General features: G+C 60.3%; 17 protein-coding genes and 1 pseudogene. 13 read left to right on the top strand and 5 right to left on the bottom strand.

What is annotated here, in order from left to right; genetic code table 11:
- Nucleotides 1–910 (top strand): adenylate/guanylate cyclase domain-containing protein (locus AC1D35_RS30655; protein ID WP_477941634.1); only part of this gene is annotated, 910 nt, incomplete at its 5' end.
- 280 nt (nucleotides 911–1,190) lie between these two features.
- Here AC1D35_RS30655 and AC1D35_RS30650 read toward each other — a convergent pair.
- The 4 genes and pseudogenes from AC1D35_RS30650 to AC1D35_RS30635 all read right to left on the bottom strand — a co-directional run bounded on the left by AC1D35_RS30650 (nucleotide 1,191) and on the right by AC1D35_RS30635 (nucleotide 4,496).
- A pseudogene (locus tag AC1D35_RS30650) lies at nucleotides 1,191–1,969 on the bottom strand (SDR family oxidoreductase).
- Nucleotides 1,970–2,046: 77 nt separating this feature from the next.
- Nucleotides 2,047–2,442 carry a DoxX family protein gene (locus tag AC1D35_RS30645; protein ID WP_113296792.1) on the bottom strand — a complete coding sequence of 132 codons (396 nt, stop codon included), beginning with the start codon at nucleotides 2,440–2,442 and terminating at the stop codon, nucleotides 2,047–2,049.
- Nucleotides 2,443–2,536: 94 nt separating this feature from the next.
- On the bottom strand, nucleotides 2,537–3,685 hold the full coding sequence (dgoD, locus tag AC1D35_RS30640; RefSeq protein WP_477941637.1) for a galactonate dehydratase: 1,149 nt from the start codon (nucleotides 3,683–3,685) through the stop codon (nucleotides 2,537–2,539).
- A gap of 70 nt (nucleotides 3,686–3,755) precedes the next feature.
- Nucleotides 3,756–4,496 (bottom strand): FadR/GntR family transcriptional regulator, encoded by a 741-nt coding sequence (locus AC1D35_RS30635; RefSeq protein WP_113310397.1) that lies wholly within the window; start codon nucleotides 4,494–4,496, stop codon nucleotides 3,756–3,758.
- 191 nt (nucleotides 4,497–4,687) lie between these two features.
- Here AC1D35_RS30635 and AC1D35_RS30630 point away from each other — a divergent pair, with 191 nt between their 5' ends.
- The 5 genes from AC1D35_RS30630 (at nucleotide 4,688) to AC1D35_RS30610 (ending at nucleotide 12,299) form a co-directional block, all read left to right on the top strand.
- Entirely contained in the window at nucleotides 4,688–5,119 is a 432-nt protein-coding gene (locus tag AC1D35_RS30630; protein WP_113295937.1) for an OsmC family protein, read from the top strand.
- A 148-nt stretch (nucleotides 5,120–5,267) separates the two neighbouring features.
- Nucleotides 5,268–5,876: a TetR/AcrR family transcriptional regulator gene (locus AC1D35_RS30625; protein WP_113295938.1), complete on the top strand. Its 609-nt coding sequence runs from the start codon at nucleotides 5,268–5,270 to the stop codon at nucleotides 5,874–5,876.
- A gap of 49 nt (nucleotides 5,877–5,925) precedes the next feature.
- Nucleotides 5,926–7,065 carry an efflux RND transporter periplasmic adaptor subunit gene (locus tag AC1D35_RS30620; RefSeq protein WP_477941631.1) on the top strand — a complete coding sequence of 380 codons (1,140 nt, stop codon included), beginning with the start codon at nucleotides 5,926–5,928 and terminating at the stop codon, nucleotides 7,063–7,065.
- Nucleotides 7,066–7,091: 26 nt separating this feature from the next.
- Nucleotides 7,092–10,238 (top strand): efflux RND transporter permease subunit, encoded by a 3,147-nt coding sequence (locus AC1D35_RS30615; RefSeq protein WP_113310395.1) that lies wholly within the window; start codon nucleotides 7,092–7,094, stop codon nucleotides 10,236–10,238.
- Between the two features lie 147 nt (nucleotides 10,239–10,385).
- On the top strand, nucleotides 10,386–12,299 hold the full coding sequence (locus AC1D35_RS30610) for a beta-N-acetylhexosaminidase (RefSeq protein ID WP_477941636.1): 1,914 nt from the start codon (nucleotides 10,386–10,388) through the stop codon (nucleotides 12,297–12,299).
- Between the two features lie 59 nt (nucleotides 12,300–12,358).
- On the opposite strand, the gene AC1D35_RS30605 is transcribed toward AC1D35_RS30610, so the two are convergent.
- Nucleotides 12,359–13,270 carry an ROK family protein gene (locus tag AC1D35_RS30605; protein WP_113295941.1) on the bottom strand — a complete coding sequence of 304 codons (912 nt, stop codon included), beginning with the start codon at nucleotides 13,268–13,270 and terminating at the stop codon, nucleotides 12,359–12,361.
- A 186-nt stretch (nucleotides 13,271–13,456) separates the two neighbouring features.
- Here AC1D35_RS30605 and AC1D35_RS30600 point away from each other — a divergent pair, with 186 nt between their 5' ends.
- The 7 genes from AC1D35_RS30600 to AC1D35_RS30570 form a co-directional block, all read left to right on the top strand.
- Entirely contained in the window at nucleotides 13,457–14,113 is a 657-nt protein-coding gene (locus tag AC1D35_RS30600) for an exopolysaccharide biosynthesis protein (RefSeq protein WP_113310394.1), read from the top strand.
- Between the two features lie 98 nt (nucleotides 14,114–14,211).
- Entirely contained in the window at nucleotides 14,212–15,165 is a 954-nt protein-coding gene (locus tag AC1D35_RS30595; protein ID WP_113310393.1) for a sugar-binding transcriptional regulator, read from the top strand.
- 146 nt (nucleotides 15,166–15,311) lie between these two features.
- Nucleotides 15,312–16,622: an ABC transporter substrate-binding protein gene (locus AC1D35_RS30590; RefSeq protein WP_113310392.1), complete on the top strand. Its 1,311-nt coding sequence runs from the start codon at nucleotides 15,312–15,314 to the stop codon at nucleotides 16,620–16,622.
- Between the two features lie 132 nt (nucleotides 16,623–16,754).
- Nucleotides 16,755–17,627, top strand: a complete 873-nt coding sequence (locus AC1D35_RS30585; RefSeq protein WP_477941627.1) for a carbohydrate ABC transporter permease — start codon at nucleotides 16,755–16,757, stop codon at nucleotides 17,625–17,627.
- 1 nt (nucleotide 17,628) lies between these two features.
- On the top strand, nucleotides 17,629–18,459 hold the full coding sequence (locus AC1D35_RS30580) for a carbohydrate ABC transporter permease (RefSeq protein WP_113295945.1): 831 nt from the start codon (nucleotides 17,629–17,631) through the stop codon (nucleotides 18,457–18,459).
- Nucleotides 18,460–18,477: 18 nt separating this feature from the next.
- A complete protein-coding gene (locus AC1D35_RS30575) occupies nucleotides 18,478–19,476 on the top strand; it encodes an ABC transporter ATP-binding protein (protein WP_113295946.1) in 999 nt (332 codons plus the stop codon).
- Nucleotides 19,477–19,581: 105 nt separating this feature from the next.
- On the top strand, nucleotides 19,582–20,427 hold an 846-nt coding region (locus AC1D35_RS30570; RefSeq protein ID WP_477941624.1), incomplete at its 3' end, for a mannitol dehydrogenase family protein.

Below are 20,427 nucleotides of genomic sequence, written 5' to 3'. Positions count from 1 at the left end.
ACGCAGGATCGGCTTCGGCGACCCGACCGATTTCATCATGCTGGAGCAGATCCATGCGTCGGGCCATACGGATTATGTCGCCATGGCGCATCGCTTCGCCGAGGCCGGCACGATCGGCGAGATGGACTGCTTCTTCTCGCACTTTTCGACCAAACACCCGGAAGGCTTTTCTGAGCAGGACCTTGTCATTCTGCGCAAGCTGGTGCCGGTGCTCGGGCTGGCGATCAAATGCGTGGCGCTTGCGCGCATTGCCCGCACGATCGCCGAGGTCTATCTCGGCGAGGATGCAGCGCGCCAGGTCATGGAAGGCAAGATCTCACGCGGAAAGTCGGAGCGGATTTCGGCAGCACTGTGGTTCTCGGATCTGCTGAACTACACGAAGATATCTGATAATTCGGCGCCGGAAGAGATCATCCCGCTTCTCAACGAATATAGCGAAGTGGTGATTACTGCGATCCATGAGGCTGGCGGCAATGTGTTGAAGCTGATTGGCGACGGCGTGCTCGCTATCTTCAAAGGCGAGGAGCCGGCAGAATGTTGTTCTGCGGCCCTGCAGGCTGAGCGTCTGCTGCGGCAGAAGCTCGCGGTGCTGAACGCCGCGCGCGAGGTGGACCGGCGGCCGACGACCGATGTCTATATCGGCCTGCATATCGGCGATGTCTTCTACGGTAATATCGGCAGTCAGGACCGGCTTGATTTCACGGTCATCGGGCCGGCCGTCAATGAGGTGAGCCGCATCGCCTCGATCTGCCGTTCGGTCGATCTCAACGTGCTGATGTCGTCGGATTTCGAAGCGGCGATCCCCGAGGCGGAGCGCAACGTTCTCGCCTGTATCGGCCGCTACGCGCTACGCGGCGTCAAGCGCCCGCAGTTGCTTTACACGCTGGAGAGCGGGCGGCTGAACGGCTGATCAGCAAGGCCGATTTATCTTGATGCAACTGCAAATCGCTTGGTATTTTCGCGCGGAACGCTTCGAGGTTCAGCGAGATTTATCAGGTCTTCGGGGCCTGCATAGGGCGCAGGATATGCAGGGGCATTTCCCTACGTTCTATAGAGAATGTCATATCTTGATAGACATGACTGATACTTTCCTACGTAGCTATAAATAACCCTATGCAGTTTATGCATCCTATGCCTCTGCCGATGATCCTTTCGAGCCAAGGCAATAGTCGCACCCCGCAGGAACAGCCCTAACGCAGCAATCCCTGTCCGCCGTCGATCCAGACGGGCGTGCCGGTAATATGCCGGGCGCGTTCGGAGGAGAGGAAGAGGATCGTTTCGGCGACATCGTCGCTCGACCCGGCCTTGCCGCCGGTGATGGGGATTTCGCCCTCCGGCCAGATGACCGGTACTTCGGTTTCCTCGCGGTGGCGCGTGGTGGTGTTGGCGGAAATGCTGGTTTCGATCGCGCCGGGCAGACGGCGTTGACGCGGATGCCGTGTTTGCCGAGTTCCAGCGCCAGTTGCTGGACCATGGCGACCTGACCAGCCTTGGTGGCCGTATAGGCCGTGGCGCCGGGTGTGGTGAAGGTGCGGGTGCCGTTGATGGAGGAAACGACGACGATCGCGCCACCGTTCATCTTCAGATAGGGCACGGTGAGATGCAGGGTCAGATAGGTGCCGCGAAGGTTCACAGCCATCGTCTGATCCCATTCGTCGGGTTTGAGATCGTCGATCGGCGCCCAGACGCCGTTGATGCCGGCATTGGCGACGACGATGTCGATACCGCCAAAGGTCTCGATCATCTTGTCGATCGCGATGCGCATCTGTCCTTCGTCGCTCGTATCAGCAGTCAACTCGATCGACTGGCCGCCGGCCGCGACAATCTCCTTGCAGGTCTGCAATACCTCGCTTTCGGTGCGGCTCAGCACCGCGACCTTTGCGCCCTCAGCGGCGAGCTTCAATGCAGTTGCCTTGCCGATGCCGGAGCCTGCGCCGGTCACCAATGCGATCTTTCCCTGCAACTCCATGAGCCGCTCCTTTTGCCTCTGCCGGTAAGGGCAATGAACAGGGCGGCTCTTGGTTCCGGCGCGATCGTGCGAGGAGGCTATTTCAGGAGGCTGTGGCGCAGCGCCCACTTTTCCGGTCCGTGAACGGCGGCGAAGAGCAAGCCGGCCAGAAAAGAGAAGTGATCGACGAAAAAGCCGAATTCGGCCTGGTTCTGCTGCCAGAGGGACGGGCCATGGAAGGAAAAGGCGAGGAAGATCACGTAGATGCCGGCAAGCAGGCTGGCCTCGCTGAAGAAGGCGCCTGATATGAACGCGAGCGCCAGCGCGATCTCGAAGAAGGCGGCGACCCAGGCGAGGAATGTCGCCATCGGAAAACCGGCCGACGTGATGTAGCCGGCGGTCGCGCCGATATCGGCGAACTTGAAGCCGGCAGCCATGAAAAAGATGAAGCTGAAGATGATGCGGGCAATGATGATTGCGATTGCTCTGGCCATTGTGAAATCTCCTCTTTGAGTTCCACTATGACGGGTGAAGCGCCTGATATCCGACATGGCGAATGAAAAAGGACCGCTTTCGCGGCCCTTCTGATTACCATTCGGCGAAGCTGCCGTCTTCGTGGCGCCAGATCGGGTTGCGCCAGCGATGGCCTTCCTTGGCGCGCTCGATGACATAGGCTTCGTCCACTTCGACACCGAGGCCGGGGCCTTGCGGAATGGAGACGAAACCGTCGGCATACTGGAAGACTTCCTTGTTGGAGATGTAGTCGAGGATGTCGTTGCCCTTGTTATAGTGGATGCCGAGGCTCTGTTCCTGAATGAAGGCATTGTAGGAGACGGCGTCGACCTGCAGGCAGGCGGCAAGCGCGATCGGACCGAGCGGGCAATGCGGCGCGACTGCGACGTCATAGGCTTCGGCCATCGCGGCGATCTTGCGGCATTCGGTGATGCCGCCGGCATGCGACAGGTCCGGCTGGATGATATCGACATAGCCGTCCGAGAGAACCGACTTGAAGTCCCAGCGCGAGTAGAGCCTTTCGCCGAGCGCGATCGGCGTCGAGCAATGGTTGGCGATTTCCTTCAGCGTCTCGCGGTGCTCGGAGAGAACAGGTTCCTCGATGAACATCAGCTTGTAGGGCTCGAGCTCCTTGGCGAGCACCTTGGCCATCGGCTTGTGSACRCGGCCGTGGAAATCGACGCCGATGCCGACATGCGGGCCGATCGCCTCGCGGATGGTGGCGATGGTCTCGACCGCCTTGTCGATCTTCTCGTTGGTATCGACGATCTGCATTTCCTCGCAGCCGTTGAGCTTGATCGCCTTGAAGCCRCGRGCCACAACGTCCTTGGCRTTGCGGGCGACGTCGGAGGGGCGGTCGCCGCCGATCCAGGAGTAGACCTTGATGCGGTCGCGCACCTGGCCGCCGAGCAGCGAGTGGATCGGCTGGCCGAGCGCCTTGCCCTTGATGTCCCAGAGCGCCTGGTCGATGCCTGATATCGCCGACATGTGGATAGCGCCGCCGCGATAGAAGCCGCCGCGATACATGACTGTCCAGTGGTCTTCGATCAGGAAGGGATCCTTGCCGACAAGGTAATCGGCGAGTTCGTGGACGGCGGCCTCGACGGTCAGTGCGCGGCCTTCGACAACCGGTTCGCCCCAGCCGACGATGCCCTCATCGGTTTCGATCTTCAGAAACAGCCAGCGCGGCGGGACGATATAGGTGGTCAGTTTGGTGATCTTCATGGAAATCGTGCTTTCGTTTCGCTTCGTGTTCCCATCGGCGAGCGCAGCCACCGATATTTTCTGAGTTCGGTTATTTCGTCCTGCCGGCCGCGGTGAGGTCGCGTTTGGCGAGGTCGAGAATTCGGTTGACGCAATCGCGCGCCTCTGTCGCGTCGCGCAAGCGCAGGGCCTCCACGACCTTGCCATGAAGGGCAATCGCTTCCCGGTGATCCGGCATGGCGAGGTTCGACGCGTGAAGCGCGAATTTCAGGGCGGCATGGATGGCGCCGGAGAGGCGATGGAAGACCTGGTTATGGCTCGCCTTGAGAAGCACGGTATGAAAGAGGAGATCCGCCTCGGTGAAGGCCTCAGGATCGTCGCTTGCCGATTGCATGCGCTGCCAGGCTTCCTCAAGATCGGCGATCTCCTGGGCGCTCGCACGGCTTGCGGCATATTCGGCCGCTGCCGGCTCGATCGTGCGGCGCGCCTCCAGGATACTCGCCAGCAGGTCGAAGTCGCCGAGATGAGGCCCCATCCACTCCAGCACATCCTGATCGAGGATGTTCCATTCGTCCTTGTCGCAGACGGTGGTGCCGATGCGCGGCTTGCCGCGTACAAGCCCCTTGGATTCCAGGACTTTCAGAGATTCTCGGATGACGGTGCGGCTGACGCCATGGAGGTCGCAAAGGTCGTTTTCGCGCGGCAGCAGCGTACCGGCGGGGTACCGGTTGGCGCAGATATCCTCGGCAATCGCCGCCGTCACGTTACGGCGGACGCGCGGCCGGCGCTCGGGCGCTGCGGTTTTCTCATCGCGTCTTGCTGCGGGCTGCATCGGAAGGTTCCTCGTGGCCACGTCTTTTAAAGCAATCATCATACACAAGCAATCTTCTTGTATGATGATTGGCATTCAATCTGATGTCGTCTTCCGCGGATAGAGGACTATATTGCCGGTCGGAAGGGCAGAACGTCCTTCGCGGTGGAGCGGCGCAACGCTTCGAAAATCAGTTGAAACAGGAGGACGGCATGCAGATCAATCGCACAGGTTCGGCTCAGTGGTCGGGCGGTCTCAAGGACGGCAAGGGTCAGATCTCGACCCAGAGCGGTGCGCTGAGCAATTACCCCTATGGCTTCGCAAGCCGTTTCGAAGGCATTGCCGGCACAAACCCGGAAGAGCTTATCGGCGCTGCCCATGCAGGCTGCTTCACCATGGCCCTGTCGCTGATCCTCGGCGAAGCCGGCCTCAAGGCCGACCACATGGAAACATCTGCCAAGGTGACGCTTGAAAGCGTAGAGGGCGGTTTTGCCATCACCGCCATCCATCTGTCGCTGACCGGCAGCATTCCTGGCGCCGACCAGGCAAAGTTCGAAGAGCTCGCCAACATGGCCAAGGCCGGTTGCCCGGTGTCCAAGGCGCTTTCGGCCGTTCCGATCACGCTCGACGTCAAGCTCGCCTGATCCTTCCAGCGTTTTCCAATCGAATGCCGCAGCCTTCCGGGCTGCGGCATTTTTGTTTGCAGCGCAAAATCATTGACAAGCGAATGATGATATTTTACGACTGATGAAAGTTAAAATTCGTCAGTCGTAAAAAGTCAGGCCTGAAACCATGATCGACATCGCGGAAACCACGCTGGACGTCACACGGCAGGAAAATGTCACCCGTATTCTGGATGCCGCAGAGCGGCTCTTTCGCCACTACGGCTATTCCAAGACGACGGTTGCGGATGTGGCCCGCGATCTCGGCATGTCGCCCGCCAATATCTATCGCTTCTTTGCTTCCAAGGTTGAGATCCACCAGGCGATCTGTGGACGCATGTTGGCCGCCAGCTACGAGCTTGCAGTCAATATCTGCCACCAGAACATCGGCGCTTCCGACCGGCTGCGCCAGTATGTGCGCAGCCAGTACCAGATGACGCTCGACACCATGCTCGACCAACAGAAGGTGCATGAGATGGTGATCGTTGCGATCGAACGCGACTGGCATGTCATCGAGAAGCACATCGACTCCATTCACGCACTGATTGCCGACGTCATCCGGGATGGCATCGCTGCCGGTGAATTCGCCGACCAGGACCCCGAGGTAGCCTCCCGCTGCTTCGGGGCGGCGACCATCAATCTCTGCCATCCGCAGATGGTGGCCCAATGTCTTGCCAAGACAAACCGGGCGGCCGTGGACGAACTGATCGAATTTTCGATCAGGGCATTGAAAAAATAAACGCGGCAAAAACCGTCAAGAAAACCCGAAACGATCAGGAGTGCGAAAGATGTTTTCGCTCAAGGCCTTCAGCAATCGCATGCCGTCCGTCATGAGCCTCGCGCTCCTTGGCGCGGTCGGTCTTGGCGTCGCAGGCTGCACGGAAGAAAAGGCAGAGGTCAGGCAAGTCATCCGGCCGGTCAAGGTGGTCGAGATCGCCAAGGCCGGCGATACCCGCACGCTCGACTATTCCGGATCGGTAAGGGCGCGCACCGAAATGAATCTCGGCTTCCGCGTCGCCGGCAAGRTTACCGAGCGTCTCGTCGATATCGGTCAGYAGGTGAAGCCGGGTGACGTTCTCGCCCGGATCGACTCGACCGACTACCAGCTTGCGGTGAAGACTGCAGACGCCAATCTCGCCGCCGCCGAGAAGGCCGTCGAGACGGCCGACATCGCCAACCGCCGCGCCGAGCAGCTCTTCGACAAGAACGTCGCGCCGAAATCCCAGGTCGAACAGGCTTCGCTCAGCCATGACCAGGCGATTTCGAGTCGCGATGCTGCAGCGTCCGCGCTCGACCAGGCGAAGAACCAGGTGAGCTATACGGAACTCAAGGCGGACCATAGCGGTATCGTGACGACCATCAATGCCGATGTCGGACAGGTCGTCGGATCTGGCACGCCCGTCGTTGCCGTTGCCGTCGATGGCGAGAAGGAAGTGCAGATCGCCGTGCCGGAAAACGATATCGCCCAGTTCAAGCCCGGCAAGACCGTGAAGGCGAGCTTCTGGTCTGATGACAAGCTTGTACATGAGGGCACCGTTCGTGAGGTCGCGGGTAGCGCCGACCAGCAGTCTCGTACCTTCGCTGTGCGTGTCAGCCTGCCGAACGATCCGCGTGTGCTACTCGGCATGACCGCGACGATCGAAGCCGATGTCAGCAATACGAACACCTATGTTTCCATCCCGCTCAGCGCGCTGGCGCAGAAGGACGGCAGGAAGGTCGTCTGGACCGTCGATCGCGGAACGGCGACCGTGCACTCCCGCGGCATCGAAGTCGCCGATTTCACCGGCGACGGGGTTCGTGTCGCAAAGGGGCTCGATAGCGGCGATCTCGTCGTGGCCGCCGGTACGCAATTCATGAGCGAAAATCTGAAGGTCAAACTTCCCGATCAGCAATCGGCTGCCGCCGAAACGGACGCAACCGTCCGCTGAACGGCTGATAGAGAGGGAACAGGATCATGGATGCCAACACCACTGAAAAGCGCCCCTTCAATCTTTCGCGCTGGGCGATCGGCCATCCGAGCATCGCGCGCTTCCTTTTCGGGCTGATCCTGATCACCGGCGTGCTCGGCCTAACGCGCATGGGCCAGAAGGAAGATCCGGACTTCACTTTCCGCGTCATGGTCGTCCAGGCGATTTGGCCGGGCGCTTCCCTTCAGGACATGGAAGACCAGGTCACCAACAAGATCGAGCGAAAGCTGCAGGAAACGCCGCATCTCGACTGGGTGAAGTCCTATACGCGTGCCGGCAGCACGATCATCACTGTACAGGTAAAGGGTGATACGGATTCCGCCCAGGTCGCCGATGCCTTCTACCAGGTGCGCAAGAAGGTCGGCGATATCAGCGGCGACCTGCCGCAGGGGTTGCTCGGCCCGTATTTCAACGACGAATTCGGCGATACTTTCATCACGCTGCATTCGATCAGCGGCGACGGCTATTCCTATCCTGAGCTGAAAAAGTACGCGATCCAGGCGCGTGACATGCTGCTGACGACGCCGGGTGTCGAAAAGGCCGTCATCATCGGCGACCAGCCGGAGAAGATCTATATCGACGTCTCCTCCAAGGCGCTCGCCGAGCGCGGCCTGACGATCCCTGACCTGCAGAACGCCATCAAGGGCCAGAATGCCGTCGATCCGGCCGGCAACGTCGATACCGGCTTGCGTTCGGTGCGCATTTCGGTTGAAGGCAACGTCCATAAGGTCGAGGATATCCGTGAACTCCGCCTGCGCTCCGGCAATCAGGTGACGCGCCTTGGCGATATCGCCACCGTCACCTCCGGCCTCGAAGACCCCTATCAGCGCAAATACCGCTATAACGGGCATGAGAGCGTGCAGGTCGGCGTCGTCATGGCCAGGGGCTTCAAGGTCACTGACGTCGGCAAGGACGTGGACGCGACCTACAAGCGGTTCGAGGATTCGCTGCCCTATGGCGTCTCTGTCGACCAGATCTCCAACCAGCCTGACGTCGTGACCGATGCGGTCAGCGAATTCATGCATGCGCTCGGCGAGGCTCTCGCCATCGTGCTCATCGTCTCGTTCCTGTCGATCGGCTGGCGTTCGGGTCTTGTCATCGCCATTGCCATTCCGCTGGTGTTGGCCGCGACCTTCGCCATCATGTACGAGCTTGGTATCGACCTGCAGCGCATTTCGCTCGGCGCACTCATCATCGCGCTCGGCCTGCTTGTGGACGATGCAATGATCGTCGTCGAATTGATGGAGCGAAAGCTCGAGGAAGGTCTCGTCAAGATCGACGCGGCGAGCTTCGCCTATTCCTCGACCGCTTTCCCGATGCTAACGGGTACGCTGATCACCACGGCCGGCTTCATTCCCGTCGGCTTTGCGGCATCGACGGCAGGCGAATATGTGCGCTCGCTCTTCTATGTCGTCGGCATCGCGCTGGTGACTTCCTGGTTCGTGGCTGTCTATTTCACGCCGTGGCTCGGCTACATGATCCTCAAGCAGCGCAAGCATGCCGGTGAACATCACGACGTGTTCGACACCCGCTTCTATCGCGGCCTGCGTCGCACGGTCGGCTGGGCGGTGCGCCATCGGGTCATCGTGCTTGCGCTGACGCTTGCCACTTTCGTCACCAGCCTGTGGAGCTTCCAGTTCATTCCGCAGAACTTCTTCCCGCAGTCCTCCCGTCCGGAAATCCTCGTCGATCTCTGGCTGCCCGAAGGCACGAGCATCAAGCAGGTGGAAGTCGAGGCCAAGGCGCTGGAAGCCAAGATGATGGACGATCCGGACAAGAAGTTCATCGCCACCTATATCGGCGAAGGCGCGCCCCGCTTCTTCCTGCCGCTCGACCAGCAGCTTAGCAACCCGAACTATGCGCAGCTCCTGATCATGGCCAATGACGAACCGGCGCGCGAGCGGCTGATCACCAAGCTCCGGACAATCCTCGCGGAAGATTTCCCCGACATCCGCGGCAAGGTCGACCGCCTCTTCCTCGGCCCGCCGACGGGCTGGCCGGTGCAGATGCGTGTCATGGGTCCCGATCGTACCGAAGTGCGCAGGATTGCCGACCAGGTGAAGGAACGCTTTACGAAAGATCCGATACTCGGCGCTGTCCACGACGACTGGCTGGAGCCGGTGCCGGCGATGAAGCTGGTCATCGACCAGGACCGTGCCCGCGCGCTCGGCGTCACCTCGCAGCGTGTCCGCCAGATGCTGCAGACCGCCATGTCCGGTGCGCCGCTCGACGACTTCCGCGACGGCGAGGAGACGGTCTCGATCGTCGCTCGCGAGCCGGATGCGAACCGTTCGCTGCTCTCGGCCGTCAATTCGGTCTATGTGCCGACGGATTTCGGCGGCTTCGTTCCTGTCTCGCAGATCGCCAAGGTCGTGCCATCAATGGAACAGGGCATCGAATGGCGGCGCGACCGCCTGCCGACGATATCGGTACGTGCGACCCTGCCTGACGATATCCAGTCGAACGACGTGGTGACCAAGCTCTATAACGACATGCAGGATCTGCGCGACAGCCTGCCTGCCGGCTACAACATCGAGATCCAGGGCGGCGCGGAGGATTCGGCCGAAAGCCAGGCGTCGATTGCCGCCAAGGCGCCGATCATGCTCGTCGTCATCATGATCCTGCTGATGGCCCAGCTGCAGCATTTCGGCAAGGCGATGCTGGTCTTTGCCACCGGCCCGCTCGGCATTATCGGCGCGGCCTCTGCCCTGCTGATCAGCGGCGCACCCTTCGGCTTCGTGGCCATCCTCGGTGTCATCGCGCTACTCGGTATCATCATCCGCAACTCGATTATCCTCGTCGACCAGATCGACCAGAACATCAAGGCGGGCATGCACAGGCATGAGGCGATCATCAGCGCGGCCGTGAACCGTTTCCGGCCGATCACGCTGACGGCGCTGACGGCCGTGCTGGCGCTGATCCCGATTTCRCGCGGTGTCTTCTGGGGTCCGCTTGCTTACGCCATGATGGGCGGCATCCTGGTCGCCACCGTTCTGACCATCCTCGTGCTGCCGGCCGGCTATGCCTTGTTCTTCGGCCGCGAGCCAAAGGCGAAGGATGCAGGAAATGCCAATGCCAACCAGGAAGAGGCGGATGAGGACATGCACCATCCGCCGGCATTGGCAGCCGAATGACAAAATGGCGCGGTTTCGACCGCGCCATTTTTGTTTCAGCCCGTCTTTCGTGCCTTCAAATTGTCAAGCCGTGAAAGCATGTGAGGAGAGGGTGACGCTAAACGGGAGTAAAGATCGCCCTATATAAGTTGGGGGGAGGACATGACTGTGGCAGATTACCATCTGGAAGCAAGCTGGAGCCCGGTCGAAGGAAGCTTTGGACGCCTCACCTTCACGCTCTTCAATCTTTCCACTCAACCGCTTTCCGGCTTTACGCTTGCCTATACCTCGCTTATCCGCGTGGCAGACAAGCATGTGGCCGAGGACGCCACACTCAAGCGCCGGGTTGCGAATTTCCATGAGTTTTCGCCGCCGTCGGGCCTCACCATCAAGCCGGGACGCAGCTGGCACTTCACCGTGGAAGGCCTGACGAACGGCCCGAAGCACGTGACGTCGGGTATCAAATCCGCCTATCTCACGCTTGCCGATGGCCGGCATGCGCCCGTCAGCTTCGGCGATCTGATGCTTGACGGTGCGGAGCGCGGTGAATTGCCGGAGCTTTTGCCGAAGGGCGAGGTGACGGAGCCCTTTTCGCTGCTGCCATGGCCGTTGTTCCTGTCGTTGCGACCGGACGATATGCCGCCCGTTGCGCTTTATCCGGCAGCTGGCTCGAGCGTCAAGAATATCAAGGCCGTGGCGAAGGTGCTCGCTCTTTACCAGCGGCTCTTCCCGGCGGACAACGTGCCTTTCACGCTGCAGCCGGTTCAGGGGGGGCGGCAGGTCCGCTTCAAGGGAGAATCCTCAATCATGGAGGCGGCCTATGAGCTACGGTTCACGGCACAGGAGATCATTCTTGGTACCGACGATGCGGCCGGGCTGCTCTACGGGCTGATCAGTCTTGCGCAACTGCTGCATGGCGCGCGCCACGATCCGGAAACCTTCCAGTTTCCTGTCTTCGGCACTATCGCCGATCAGCCCCGCTACGAATGGCGCGGCTGTCATCTCGATGTCAGCCGGCAGTTCTATCCGGTTGCGGATGTCGAACGGCTGATCGATATCCTTGCCTGGAACAAGCTCAATATTTTCCACTGGCATCTGACCGACGATGAAGCCTGGCGGCTGGAGATCAAGGCCTATCCTGGGCTTACGGAGATCGGCGCAAAGCGTGGGCCTGGCGAGGTTCTGGTGCCGCAGCTCGGCGACGGCRCAGAGCCGCGATCAGGATTTTATAGCCAGGATGATGTCCGYCGGATCGTTGCCCATGCAGGCATGTTGCGCGTCGAAGTCGTGCCGGAGATCGATATACCCGGTCATAGCACTGCAGCACTTCTCTCCCTGCCGCAGCTCGTCGACGGGCAGGAGAAACCGAACGGCTACCAGTCGGTGCAGGGTTATCCCAACAATGCGCTCAATCCTGCGGTCGAATTCACTTACGAATTCCTCGGCAAGGTGTTCGATGAAATGCTTCCGCTTTTTCCGTCCGACTATATCCATATCGGCGGGGATGAGGTGCCACACGGTTCCTGGCTGGCCTCCCCTGCCTGCACGGCCCTGATGGAGCGGGAGAAGCTTGCGGGCACAGCCGAGCTGCAGTCTTATTTCCTGCGGCGGATCAAGGCGATGCTTTCGGAGCGCGGCAAGAAGCTTGCCGGCTGGAACGAGGTTTCGCATGGCGGCGGCGTCGATCGCGAGGGCACGCTGCTGATGGCCTGGGAAAAGCCGGAGGTCGGCATCGAACTGGCGAGCGAAGGCTACGATATCGTCATGACGCCGGGGCAGGCCTATTATCTCGATATGGCACAGGCAGAAAGTTGGGGAGAGCCGGGTGCTAGCTGGGCCGGCTTCACGCCACCGGAAAAGACCTATGCCTATGAGGCCGAAGGCGAATTGCCGGAAGAGCTAAGAGGCCGGATGCGGGGCATCCAGGCCTGCATCTGGGGCGAGAATTTCGTCTCGCGCGCCTATTTCAACCGGCTGGTTTTCCCGCGGCTGCCGGCCGTCGCGGAAGCAGCCTGGACGCCTTGCCTGCGCAAGGACTGGCTGCGCTTTGCCGCGATCGTCCGGATGTGGCCGACGCTTTAGAGCTCTGCTTTCCCGCCATTCCGGACGCAAAACCGCTGCGCACTTTAGCTGGAATTGCTTTAGGCCGCTTCAGCCTTCAGGCCCAGAAGTGCCGCGCCGATCAGACCCGGCTCGATACGGCATTCGCTGCGCACGACCAGCGGACGATCGAATTTCCGCAGGATGCGGGCGCGCACCGCTTGATCCAATTCCGCCAGAAGCGCTTCGACATTCGAGAGGCCTCCGCCAACTGGCACGATGGTTGCGCCTGTGATGTTGATGGCGAGCGCGAGCGGCGAAGCGACGAGATCGACATAGACGTCGATCGTGCGATTGGCCTTTTCTTCGCCGTTGCGCCAGTCGGTGATGATCTCCTCGCTGGAAAGGTCCAGGTCGTGCAGCGTCTGGTGCAGGCGTTCGAGACCGCGCGCGCCACCGACGGTATCGACGCAGCCCTTCTGGCCGCAGCCGCAGGCATAGGCGGGGATGGCGACCGGCGGAGTGCCGGCTTGCGATGCGATGATCGGGCCGTGCCCCCATTCGCCGGCAAAACCGCCCGATTCATTGATGAGCCGACCATCGGAGACGACACCGCCGCCGACGCCGGTGCCGAGGATGGCGCCGAAGACAATGCGGTGGCCTCGCCCGGCACCGAGTTCGGCTTCCGCCATGGCGAAACAATCGGCATCGTTGGCAACCAGCACGGGCAGGCCGAGTTCGGCCTCCAGATCGGCGGCAAGGTTGCGGTCGTGAATGCAGGGAATGTTGGCGACGATCAGGCGCTGTGTATCGGGATCGACGACGCCGGCAATCGACAGCGCAATGCGCGAGGGTTGTTCGCCCGCCTCGGCTATGAAGCTCTTCAGCGTCTCGACGAAAGCCGGAAAATCATCCTTAGGGGTCGGGCGCCGGCCAAGCGGCACGATGTCGGATTCCGAACGCGCAATTCCGCCCTTGATGGCGGAGCCACCGATATCGAATGAAATAATCATCGCATGCCTGCCAATTGTCTGTTCTTGGCGTCTGCTCGCACTGTTGGCGGGGAATTACAAGGATTATTCGATAAATGAACTAAGCTCGATCGATTGCATGATCTGATAATTTCCTCCGCCAAGGTCATCCTATTGGCATATTGCGCGAGCAGAGCTTTCCGCTATTCACCTACCGACGCCGGATTCATGACAATCGAAAATACCGAAACGCACAGAACCACCGCCCGCAGGCCGCGTCCGAAAGGCCGGCGGCTTTCCTCCATCCTTCGACAGATGGCGGCGGATCGAAGCCGCGAACGCGTGTCGATCGGCGACCTGTTCCAGACAATGGGTGATAGGGCGATCGGCGCACTGATGCTGATCTTCGCATTGCCGAATGCCTTTCCGACACCGCCCGGCACCTCCTCGCTGCTTGGCGCACCGCTGATTTTCCTTGCCGCCCAGCTCACCTTCGGCCTGAAGCCGTGGCTGCCGAAGGCGATTGCGGCGCGCTCCATGCGGCGGGAGGATTTCGAGACGATCGTCGGGCGCATTCATCCCTGGCTTGCCCGGGCGGAGCGTATGCTGCAGCCACGTCTGAGCATTTTTGTCGAGCCGCCGGCGGAATATCTGGCGGGCTTCTGCTGTCTGGTGCTGGCGATCGTTCTCGTGCTGCCGGTGCCGCTCGGCAATATCCTGCCGGCGATCGCGATTTCCGTCTTTGCCTTTGCGATTCTCGGCCGGGACGGGCTGTTTTCGCTTCTCGGTTTCATCATGACGGCCGTCTCGCTCATCGTTGCTGCCGGGGTGATTTACGGTCTCGTCAAGGCAGCCATCTACATCGTCATGCAGTGGTTCGGATGAAGAACCGGCTGCTCATTTTTTCAACGCCCTCGACATTTGCCCGATTTTTGTTTTGATCTGACACCAGATAGACTCAAAGAAATTAATCGGCGGCGGCAATGGTAAAAAAATCGGAGACTTCCGGACGGCTGGACGATGCGGCGCGCGCCGGCTGGCTCTATTATGTCGCCGGCCGCACGCAGGATGAAATCGCATCCGCCATGGGTATTTCGCGCCAGTCGGCGCAGCGGCTCGTTTCGCTTGCCGTGGCCGAGCGGCTGATCAAGGTGCGGCTCGACCATCCGATTGCCGCCTGCCTCGAACTCGGCAATCAGCTGCGCAAGAAATTCGGCCTCAAGCATGTCGAGATCGTTCCGAGCGATCCAGGCTCCTCATCGACGACGGTGGGTATTGCGGAGGCGGCGGCTTCCGAAATCGAGCGCTGGCTGAAACGTCCGGACCCGATCGTGCTCGCAGTCGGCACCGGGCGGACGCTGAAGGCTGCCGTCGACCAGTTGCCGGCGATCGAATGTCCCAATCACCGCATCGTCTCGCTGACGGGCAATATCGCGCCCGACGGTTCGGCCGCCTATTACAACGTCATCTTCAGCATGGCCGATGCCGTGAAGGCGCGGCACTACCCGATGCCGCTGCCGGTTCTCGTCACCTCGTCAGAGGAACGGGAGCTTCTGCACGGCCAGCAGCTCGTGCGCTCGACGCTGGCGATCAGCGCACAGGCGGATGTGACCTTCGTCGGTATCGGCGAACTCGGCATCGACGGCCCGCTCTGCGTCGACGGTTTCCTCGAAAAAGACGAGATGATGGAGCTGATGCGCGGCGGTGCTGTGGGTGAAATCTGCGGTTGGATTTTCGATGCCGACGGCAAGCTGCTCGACAACCCGATCAACGAGCGTGTTGCGTCCGCTCCTATCCCGCCGCGCGATTCGTCTGTCGTCATCGGTATCGCCAAGGGCAAGCGTAAGTTCAAGGCGATCAGGGCCGCCATCACAGGCCATCAGGTGAACGGTTTGATCACCGACGAGGAGACGGCTGAGTTTTTGCTCAGCAGCTGAGCAAAAATATTACCGTTTTGAATCAATAGGATAGATGTTTTGTTCGGCACTGCAGCAACGATTGCCGATTGACAAATTTTCCCCGCTGATGAGTAATTGCCCATGAGCAAAGCGAATGCTCACTACTCATCTTCTGGGAGGAAGATATGACATTGAGAACTCTCCTGCTGGGCGCCTGCTCAGCAATGGCGTTTGCCGGCATGGCTTCGGCTGAAACGCTGACAATCGCGACCGTGAACAACGGCGACATGATCCGGATGCAGAAGCTGACGGATGATTTCAAGGCGAAGAATCCCGGCATCGACCTTGAATGGGTAACCCTCGAAGAAAACGTTCTGCGCCAGAAGGTCACGACCGACATCGCGACCAAGGGCGGCCAGTACGACGTCCTGACGATCGGCACCTATGAAGTTCCGATCTGGGCGAAGAAAGGCTGGCTCCTGCCGCTCGACAACCTCGGCGCCAACTATGACGTGGACGATCTGCTGCCGGCAATCCGCAGCGGCATCAGCCAGGACGGCAAGCTCTATGCAGCTCCGTTCTACGGCGAAAGCTCCATGGTCATGTACCGCAAGGATCTCTTCGATGCTGCCGGCCTGAAGATGCCCGACGCGCCGACCTGGGACTTCATCGCAGACGCTGCGAAGAAGATCACCAACAAGGACAAGGAAATCTACGGCATCTGCCTGCGCGGCAAGGCCGGCTGGGGCGAAAACATGGCCTTCCTGACGGCTATGTCGAACTCCTTCGGTGCCCGCTGGTTCGATGAACAGTGGAAGCCGCAGTTCGATCAGCCCGAGTGGAAGGATACACTCAGCTTCTACGTCAACCTGATGAAGGATGCCGGCCCTCCCGGTGCTTCTTCCAACGGCTTCAACGAAAACCTGGCGCTCTTCCAGACCGGCAAGTGCGGCATGTGGATCGATGCAACGGTTGCTGCATCCTTCGTTGCCGATCCGAAGCAGTCGCAGGTTGCTGACAAGGTCGGCTTTGCGCTGGCCCCGGACAAGGGCCTCGGCAAGCGCGGCAACTGGCTCTGGGCCTGGAACCTCGCCATCCCGGCAGGCTCGCAGAAGTCCGAAGCCGCCGAGAAGTTCATCTCCTGGGCAACGAGCAAGGATTACACCAACCTCGTCGCCGAGAAGGAAGGCTGGCTGAACGCACCTCCGGGCACGCGCAGTTCGCTCTATGCCAATGCCGACTACCAGAAGGCCGCTTCCTTCGCGAAGATGACGCTCGACAGCATCAACTCCGCCGATCCGACCAAGCCGACTGTCAAGCCGGTTCCCTATGTCGGCGTCCAGTTCGTGGCGATCCCGGAATTCCAGGGCATCGGCACGGCCGTCGGCCAGCAGTTCTCCGCAGCCCTTGCCGGCCAGATCTCGGTCGACCAAGCCCTGCAGAGTGCACAGCAGCTGACCACCCGCGAAATGACCAAGGCGGGCTACATCAAGTAATACCTCCTGAGAATGTACGGAATGTTTGACATTCCGCACCTCTGGGCCGCCGATTGCCCGAACTGCATCGGCGGCCTCTTTTTCAGAGCTGTCCTCAGCCACATCCGCTTCAGATCAGACCGGTGATTTGCCATGGCAACGTTTCACACTCGCTCCGCAGCACGCCTGATGATTGCACCCTCCGTGGTGCTGCTCTTTGCGTGGATGATCGTCCCGCTCGCGATGACGATTTACTTCTCCCTGCTTAACTACAATCTGCTCAACCCGGGCATGGAGAGTTTCGTCGGTCTCTTAAACTACGAATACTTCCTTACCGACCCGGCCTTTTTCGCCGCGCTCATCAATACGCTGGTGCTGGTTGCCGGTGTGCTTGTCATCACCGTTGTCGGCGGCATTCTCTTTGCACTCCTGCTCGATCAGCCGATTTACGGCCAGGGCATTGTACGCATCCTGGTCATTGCGCCCTTCTTCGTCATGCCGACAGTGGCCGCGCTCGTCTGGAAAAACATGTTCATGAACCCGGTCAACGGTCTCTTCGCCTACATGGCGAAGGCTGTCGGCCTGCAGCCGATCGACTGGCTGGCCAGCGTGCCGCTTTTCTCGGTCATCCTGATCRTTGCCTGGCAGTGGCTTCCCTTTGCCACGCTCATCATGCTCACCGCGCTTCAATCGCTTGACGAAGAGCAGAAGGAAGCCTCCGAGATGGACGGCGCCGGGCCGATTTCGAAGTTCATCTACATCATCCTGCCGCATATGGCCCGTGCCATTACCGTGGTAATCCTGATCCAGACGATCTTCCTGCTGTCGGTCTTCGCCGAAATCCTGGTCACCACCAACGGCGGCCCGGGCACGCAGAGCACCAACCTCACCTTTCTCGTCTATTCCCAGGCGCTGCTGCAGTTCGATATCGGCGGGGCTTCGGCGGGCGGTATCGTGGCGGTCGTGCTTGCCAATATCGTTGCGATCTTCCTCGTCCGCCTCGTCGGCAAGAATCTGGAGGCTTGAGATGGCTAGAAAGGTCACCACCCAACGCAAGGTCATCATGACCGCGATCGCCTGGTCGCTCGGCATCCTGATCTTCTTCCCGATCCTCTGGACCTTCCTCACAAGCTTCAAGTCGGAGGCGGATGCCATCGCTTCGCCGCCGCAGTTCCTGTTCTTCCACTGGACGACCGAGAACTATGCTGAAGTGCAGAGCCGGTCCGACTATCTTACCCACTTCATGAATTCGGTGGTGATCTCCTTCGGCTCGACGCTGATCGGCCTCATCATCGCCATCCCGGCCGCCTGGGCCATGGCCTTTGCGCCGACCAAGCGGACGAAGGATGTGCTGATGTGGATGCTGTCGACCAAAATGATGCCGCCGGTCGGCGCTCTCATCCCGATATACCTGTTATTCCGCAATTTCGGCCTGCTCGATACACGCACCGGGCTTGTGATCGTGCTGACGCTGATCAACCTGCCGATCATCGTCTGGATGCTCTATACCTACTTCAAGGAAATCCCCGGCGAAATCCTGGAAGCCGCACGCATGGACGGAGCCTCGCTCGTCAAGGAAATCGTCTACGTGCTGACGCCGATGGCCGTGCCGGGCATTGCCTCGACCCTGCTGCTCAATATCATCCTCGCCTGGAACGAAGCCTTCTGGACGCTGAACCTGACGGCCTCCAAGGCGGCGCCGCTGACAGCCTTCATCGCTTCCTATTCGAGCCCGGAAGGCCTGTTCTATGCCAAGCTTTCGGCGGCTTCGACCATGGCGATCGCGCCGATCCTCATCCTCGGCTGGTTCAGCCAGAAACAACTCGTCCGCGGCCTGACCTTCGGCGCGGTGAAATAAGATCATAGGGAGAGAAACATGGGCAGCATTACCCTTCAAAAGGTTTCGAAGGTCTTCGGCGAAGCCAAGGTCATCCCTTCGATCGATCTCGACATCAGGGACGGCGAATTCGTCGTCTTCGTCGGTCCCTCCGGCTGCGGCAAGTCCACCTTGCTGCGCCTGATCGCTGGGCTCGAGGATGTCTCTGGCGGCAAGATCGTCATCGACGGCAAGGACGCGACCGAGAAGGCGCCGTCCGAACGCGGTCTGGCGATGGTCTTCCAGTCCTATGCGCTCTATCCGCATATGAGCGTGCGCAACAACATCGCCTTCCCGCTGAAGATGGCGGGCATGGACAAGGCCGAGATCGACCGCAAGGTGACCGATGCGGCGCGCGTGCTGAACCTCGGCGACTATCTGGATCGCAAGCCGCGCCAGCTCTCGGGCGGCCAGCGCCAACGCGTCGCGATCGGCCGCGCCATCGTGCGCCAGCCGTCGGCCTTCCTCTTCGACGAGCCACTGTCGAACCTCGATGCGGCGCTGCGCGTCAACATGCGTATCGAAATCAGCGAGCTGCACCAGCAGCTGAAAACGACGATGGTCTACGTTACCCACGACCAGGTGGAAGCCATGACCATGGCCGACAAGATCGTGGTTCTGAATAGGGGCAATATCGAGCAGGTCGGCTCGCCGCTGGAGCTCTATCGCAGCCCGCGAAACCTCTTCGTCGCCGGCTTCATCGGCTCACCTAAAATGAATTTCATCAAAGGGCAGAATGCGGCGCAGCTCAATGCGCACACAATCGGTATCCGTCCCGAACACGTGCTGCTGTCGACCGAAAGCGGTGACTGGAAGGGCAGGGTCACGGTTGCCGAGCATCTGGGCTCCGACACATTCCTGCACGTCGATGTCGAGGGTATCGGCATGGCGACGGCGCGCAGCAATGGCGACTTTGCAGCCAAAGCCGGCGATATCGTCTACCTGACGCCGGACAAGACGCGTATCCATAAATTCAACGAGGGCGGCCTCGCCATCTGAGGCTGCTACCGGCTGGGGGCAGACATGCGGATCGGGCGATTTCGTCCGGACCGCGCTACCGGGAGGGCGGAAGTCCTTTCGCAAGACCTTCAAGAGGACTGAAACATGACGTGCAAATTATCGCTGGCAACGCTCGCCGAGGCGGCAAAGACCGCGGCCATTCCGGCTTACGACCGGGCGTCGCTGAAAGCCGGCATCGTGCACTTCGGCGTCGGTAATTTCCATCGCGCCCATCAGGCGATCTATCTCGACGATCTCTTCAATGCCGGTAGCGACCATCACTGGGCCATCATCGGGGCCGGCGTTCTGCCTTCGGATGCTGCTATGCGCGACAAGCTCGCTGCTCAGGATTTCCTGACGACCGTCGTCGAGCAGGACAACAATAGGACGGCCGCACGCGTGACCGGGCCGATGATCGATATCCTGCCGGTCGGTGAACCCGCTGTTATCATCGCCAAGCTCGCCGATCCAACTATTCGCATCGTCTCGATGACGATCACCGAAGGCGGCTATTTCATCGATGCCTCGGGCAAGTTCAATCCGGCGCACCCGGCGATTGCCGCTGATGGCCAGAACCCGGCGACGCCGAAGACGGTCTTCGGTCTGATCGTTGCCGGCCTGAAGGTGCGCAAGGACAAGGGCATCGAGCCCTTCACCGTCATGTCCTGCGACAACATTCCCCACAACGGCGTCGTGACTGCCAACGCCGTCGTCGGCACGGCGAAGCTCTCCGATCCAGCCTTTGCCGACTGGATCAAGGCCAATGTCTCCTTCCCGAACGGCATGGTGGACCGTATCACGCCGGCGACCAGCCAACGCGAGATCGATTTTCTCAAGGATAATTTCGATATCGAGGATAACTGGCCGGTCTATTGCGAAGAGTTCAAGCAGTGGGTGCTGGAAGACAAGTTTCCGATGGGCCGCCCGGCGCTCGAAAAGGTGGGCGTCACC

It is taken from the genome of Rhizobium sp. P1_E6 (assembly GCF_056405875.1).
Note: the sequence above shows the minus strand (reverse complement) of the source record. Positions and strands in the feature narration are given on the sequence as shown.

Coding starts and splice junctions, on each gene's coding strand:
- AC1D35_RS30645 (WP_113296792.1), bottom strand. CDS start 2,442: ATGGCCAGAGCAATCGCAATCATCATTGCCCGCATCATCTTCAGCTTC.
- AC1D35_RS30635 (WP_113310397.1), bottom strand. CDS start 4,496: ATGCAGCCCGCAGCAAGACGCGATGAGAAAACCGCAGCGCCCGAGCGC.
- AC1D35_RS30630 (WP_113295937.1), top strand. CDS start 4,688: ATGCAGATCAATCGCACAGGTTCGGCTCAGTGGTCGGGCGGTCTCAAG.
- AC1D35_RS30625 (WP_113295938.1), top strand. CDS start 5,268: ATGATCGACATCGCGGAAACCACGCTGGACGTCACACGGCAGGAAAAT.
- AC1D35_RS30605 (WP_113295941.1), bottom strand. CDS start 13,270: ATGATTATTTCATTCGATATCGGTGGCTCCGCCATCAAGGGCGGAATT.
- AC1D35_RS30600 (WP_113310394.1), top strand. CDS start 13,457: ATGACAATCGAAAATACCGAAACGCACAGAACCACCGCCCGCAGGCCG.
- AC1D35_RS30595 (WP_113310393.1), top strand. CDS start 14,212: ATGGTAAAAAAATCGGAGACTTCCGGACGGCTGGACGATGCGGCGCGC.
- AC1D35_RS30590 (WP_113310392.1), top strand. CDS start 15,312: ATGACATTGAGAACTCTCCTGCTGGGCGCCTGCTCAGCAATGGCGTTT.
- AC1D35_RS30580 (WP_113295945.1), top strand. CDS start 17,629: ATGGCTAGAAAGGTCACCACCCAACGCAAGGTCATCATGACCGCGATC.
- AC1D35_RS30575 (WP_113295946.1), top strand. CDS start 18,478: ATGGGCAGCATTACCCTTCAAAAGGTTTCGAAGGTCTTCGGCGAAGCC.